The sequence below is a fragment of the Paenibacillus thermotolerans genome (genome assembly GCF_028745515.1).
Taxonomy (GTDB): Bacteria; Bacillota; Bacilli; order Paenibacillales; family YIM-B00363; genus Paenibacillus_AE; species Paenibacillus_AE thermotolerans.
On record NZ_JAQZSG010000074.1, the window covers coordinates 1 to 4,939 of the forward strand.

The 4,939-nt window shown below is 53.1% G+C and carries 6 protein-coding genes; all 6 read right to left on the reverse strand.

All coding sequences use genetic code 11. The features are described 5' to 3' along the window. Nucleotides 1-375: 375 nt before the first annotated feature. On the reverse strand, nt 376-651 hold the full coding sequence (locus tag PT964_RS26145; protein WP_274366298.1) for a pro-sigmaK processing inhibitor BofA family protein: 276 nt from the start codon (nt 649-651) through the stop codon (nt 376-378). 12 nt (nt 652-663) lie between these two features. Further along, a complete protein-coding gene (locus PT964_RS26150; RefSeq protein WP_274366299.1) occupies nt 664-1,077 on the reverse strand; it encodes a DUF2508 family protein in 414 nt (137 codons plus the stop codon). Nucleotides 1,078-1,211: 134 nt separating this feature from the next. Then, entirely contained in the window at nt 1,212-1,910 is a 699-nt protein-coding gene (locus PT964_RS26155) for a response regulator transcription factor (protein WP_274366300.1), read from the reverse strand. Beyond that, nucleotides 1,903-3,063: a sensor histidine kinase gene (locus PT964_RS26160; protein ID WP_274366301.1), complete on the reverse strand. Its 1,161-nt coding sequence runs from the start codon at nt 3,061-3,063 to the stop codon at nt 1,903-1,905. Before PT964_RS26160 ends, PT964_RS26155 begins: the two co-directional genes overlap by 8 nt. A 46-nt stretch (nt 3,064-3,109) precedes the next feature. Beyond that, a complete protein-coding gene (locus tag PT964_RS26165; RefSeq protein ID WP_274366302.1) occupies nt 3,110-3,922 on the reverse strand; it encodes a CPBP family intramembrane glutamic endopeptidase in 813 nt (270 codons plus the stop codon). Nucleotides 3,923-4,016: 94 nt separating this feature from the next. Next, a complete protein-coding gene (locus PT964_RS26170) occupies nt 4,017-4,835 on the reverse strand; it encodes a DUF6062 family protein (RefSeq protein ID WP_274366303.1) in 819 nt (272 codons plus the stop codon). Between the last annotated feature and the right edge of the window lie 104 nt (nt 4,836-4,939).

Below are 4,939 nucleotides of genomic sequence, written 5' to 3' on the forward strand. Positions count from 1 at the left end.
GTTGTTCAGTTTTCAAGGAGCAAGCTCGTCTTCGACCTCTCGGCCAGAAGACTAGATTACCACAGAAGGCCGTGCGTTTGCAACCGGAAATTGCTTCCTGCCGCTTCAACTGCCGTGTCCTTCGCCGTCAACCGCTCTCGCGGCGACAAGCAATAATATATCACAGAGGAAATCTCCAAGTCAACAGATTAATCAAGCTAAATTCATGCAGTTTCACTAACCTGAACCATTTTCCTTCCCCCGCTTCAAAAAAGCACAAGCTTCAGCGCGGCCAGCATAATAACACCCGGTACGNGAGGAAATCTCCAAGTCAACAGATTAATCAAGCTAAATTCATGCAGTTTCACTAACCTGAACCATTTTCCTTCCCCCGCTTCAAAAAAGCACAAGCTTCAGCGCGGCCAGCATAATAACACCCGGTACGCCAAGCGCCGCAATCGCAGCAATCGTTACTCCATTAATAGGAATGGAGACGTGCGTATACGGCTCGGCCAAGTCCGCAAAATATAATAGGACAGCCGCAACAACAACGTTAAAGCCGAGGAAAGGGAGCCAACGCCAGCCGATTTTCGATCTTAGCATTACAATTGTAAGCAGCAGACCGGAAATGATCAGTACCCAGAGCCAAATAGACGCTCCCGCAATTTCCATCATGGTTCCTCCTTACCCGGTAATCCGGATATATTTCCGGCCGGTCGGCGCATTCGCCCCGTCCGCCTTCACTTTTGCCATTTTCGCCTGCTTCAGCAGCATACTGTACCTTTTCTCTGCAGCCTCCAGCGTATAAATCGCATAATCTATTTGATCCTTGTCCAACGCGAAATTCAGCCGTTGCTGAGCGCAAGCCCAATCTGTATGCGCCTGCCGCACCAATTCGAGCAAATCGCGCTCATGCTCCGCCTCCAAGGCTACCGAATCGGATGCCGGCTTAACCTCCGCATTCGCCGCTGACGCCGCGGCGGCCGCAACCGGAGCAGGCTTCGCTGCCTCCGAAGCCGCGGCTTTGACCTTTCGATCCCGCACGGGATCCGTCCCTAATATCCTTAGAATGCTTTTGATCTTGATCAGCCATTTCATACGCTTGTCCTCCTTATCGAACGCTAATCCATTAATGGGCTATTAATAGATATAGATTCCAAGCGCAAAAATAGAACCGGCCGCGAACAAAAAAAGCCCCCCGCTTCACAGCAAGGAGCCCGACCCGTATAAATTTATTCGGTTACGATCCCTTCCGCCTTCGCCTTCTTCACCGCATCCCAACGCCCGCTCACTTCCAGCTTGGAATACACATTGGAAATATAGTTTTTCACCGTGCCTTCCGTTAGAAACAATCGTTCCGCTATGTCAACGTTGCGCATCCCTTTGGCCAGCAGCTGCAATATTTCCAGCTCCCTCGGCGTAAACCCGTATTTATCCCCTTCGCCCGCCGTCGCGAAGACGCCGCCGCTGGCGGGATGCCCCGCCGCGCCCGCACTATCGTTTTTCGCCGACGTAACGCTTCGAATTACTTTCTCCGCCATTTCCTTCGAGACGAACGTTCCTCCCGAATGGACGAGCCGGATGCTGCCCGCCAAGCTTTTCGGATCGATCGCCTTCAACAAAAAGCCCTCCGCGCCGTAGTTCAGCGCATTCACTACGTGATCCACTTCTTGGTAGGAGGTCAGCATGACCACCTTAATGTCCGGCCACCGGCTCTTCACTTCCCGCGCCGCCTCAACCCCGTCGAGCTCCGGCATATTGATGTCCATCAGCACGACGTCCGGCTGCAGCCGTTCGCACAGCTCGACCGCCTGCCGTCCGTTCTCGGCAACGCCCGCTACCTCGATGTCTTCTTCCAGCCCAAGCACGATCGACAGGCTTTCCCGAATCAATCCTTGATCATCCGCAATGAGAATCCGAATGTTAGACATGTACCGCCTCCCCCTTCATTGGAACCGAGCATGTAATTACGGTGCCCTTACCTGTCTCCGACTCGATGCTCAGCCGGCCGCCGACACTGCCGACCCGCTCCTGCATCGCCGTCAGCCCGAAGCCCGCCTTGTTTCCGTTCATCCCGATGCCGTCATCCTCCACCTTCAGCCTTACGCATTCGTCATCGAACCCGAGCGATACGTTGACGCTGTCCGCCTTCCCGTGCCGCACCGCGTTCGATAACGTTTCTTGAAGGCATCTGATAAAGACGGTGTGAATTTGGCGCTGCAAGTGCCGCTCTCGCCCGGAAGACTGCATCGACACCCGCTTTCCGGTGCTTTCCGAAAACTCCCGCGCAATCCCCGCCAGTTCTTCACTTAGCGTTATATTGGTGTGCTCGCCGAGCCCGTGCACAATTTCCCGCATACTGTCCAGCTGACGAGCAGCCGCCTGCCGAAGCTCGGTCATATGCTTCTTGGCCGCCTCGGGACTACGGTCGACAAGCGCGATGCTCGCGTCCAACCCCAAAATGAAAGAAATATAAGAATGGCCCAGCGTGTCATGCAGATCGCTCGCGATTCGAATGCGTTCCTCCGTCTTGGAGAGCCGCTCCACCTGCTCGGAATATATTTTCAGCGTGGCGTTCTGCTCTTCGACCGTCCGCATCAGACGGTTCGCTTTTTCCTGCACGTTAAGAAGCCAGCGGAATACGAAGCCGATACCGAAGAACAGCGCCGTATCCGTTACTCCGAAGAAGGCTTGTCCGAACGTTAACGATCCGATCAGGAACGCGATAAGCGACAGGCCGAACACAATCGGAACGAAACGGTAAAACGGTTTTGTCGCCAAATACCCGATAACGAGTGCCGGAACGAAAAACACGTTCGTCATACTATTTTCTAAGTAAATAGAGTAAAGAAAGAGAGAGCCGGTAAGCGACAATTCGGTAACGCAATACCAGAACCGGCTTTTATCCCGGTTCGGCAGCCAAAACAAATACGGTGCAAACCCCGCCAGGAGCAGCCATACAAAGGCGCCCCAAAAGTAATCTATTTTTTCGTGTTCGTTCACGATCCCCGCCACTTGGACCAAGAACCAGAACGTCCTTAATCCGAACACTGCCCGGTCAACATATGCCGAAATTTTGCCCAACCCCGACGCACTCCCTTTATTTTCACAACAAATCCCGACGATTATATCATAATTCCAGCTTTGCAGGCTGCTGTAATTTTCCTTTTCCTCCGTATACGGCGAAGGTCAGTATAAACATCCCTGAATAAATCAGAACGAGGAACAACAAACCGGACAAATCGGAAGGCGGGTTGTTCAGCTTGAGCAGCGAATAATCCATTTCTCCCACAATCAAGGCAAGCATAAGGTTCATACCCGCATGGACCAGTGTAGCCGCCCATACGGACCCGCTTTGGATATATACGTACATGAACAAAATGCCCGCGATAAACCAGTCGGCGAGCGAAACCGGGTTCGCTCCCTTGACCGGCACGTGCATGAGCATGAACAGCAGCGAGGAAAGCACGATCAACTTCGTTCTGCTCATAGAGCCCCAGGAAGCAAATACGAAGCCTCGATTGAAAAACTCTTCTTGAAACGCAGCAGCCACAAAGCAAACAACGGCAAGCGCTATATAACCGACCGATAACCCGATCGAAGAATACATATCCGCATTCCAAGTATAATCCGTGCCCATCATCTCAAGAAACCCGATCGGAAACCCGAAGATGAACACAAGGGAGAGGGCGGAAAATACGACGCCTTGCCGGTCGAGGCCGAATCCGACAAGCTGAAGCGGCTCACCGATCAATTTCTTAAAAAGCGCCCATTCCACCGCAATAATAACCGCAGACATTGCCGTTCCCGCCAGCACCGTCCCGATCGGATTCGCCCCGCTCACATCGATGCCTGCCCATGGCAAAATGAATTTCATTAAAGCTACTGACAGAGCCGTTACGACGAAATAGCTAAACAACACCGGAACATACCGACCTCTCATTATGCGATCAGCTCCTTACGATTCAACAAATTTATAGTCTTATCGTATCGGGTTCCGCGTCCTCCCCATAGTGAAAAAACGTCATAACCTGAGGTTATGACGTCGTGTGACTTTCTCGTATGGCTGCTGCTTTCGTTTTGTATGACGTATCGATGCCGGGACTCCCTACATCCAATTGAATGGCCCGCAGCCAGCCGCCCCTATCGTCCCCATTCGGATCTTCCGAATAGCGCAGGCTCGCTTTGCGCTCCATGTCCGACAAGTGTTCGATATACAGATCAAGGCGGCCGAGCTGTATTTCCATCATTTCCTCTACGCCCGTCCGGTCGCCGTGGTCCCGGATCAGTCTCCGAAGATGCGGATGGCATAAAATTCCGCGGTTTCGGTACTTTTCCTTAAAATCTTCGTCCCCCTCGTAATAATCGAGGGCCGCCTCCACGTACCTCGCTTCACATGACTCGGCCACTTCGCAGAGAGGGCATCGTTTATCCGAGGAGAAGCTGTCGAGATACCTTCTCGTTTCGGCGAACCGGCCGTCATCCGCACTCGCGTGCTTCACGCCTTGCAAAATCGCCCGAATCCGCTGTACGGCCGTGCTTTCCTTCTCGCTCGTTTCGATCCGGCCTTTTCGGCTGTTCATGTAAGCTTCCAGCGATGCACGGTGCTCCTCCAGCAGCCCGCGGTACATGACGGCGTGCGCGATCGGATCTCCCGCTTCGCGCATTTGCCATGCATGGCGGTTGCAGTAGCCCTTCGCTTGCCTGTACGAGCTGCGCAGCGCAGAGTCCGTATAGCCTTCCCGCAAAATGACCTTGATCGTCCGCTCCACCCTTTGCTCGACGAGCGAGCAAATCGGGCAAACGCCGTGCCGCAGCGCATCCTTCAGGTCGTGATACATTATGTGTTTGTCCATAGGCCACATCTTTCCGTCGATTGATGTGGGTATTATTCCCTCAAGCCGTCGCGGCATACAAAAAAAACTACGACGGCATGAATAACTAACAGGAATTTCCTGAA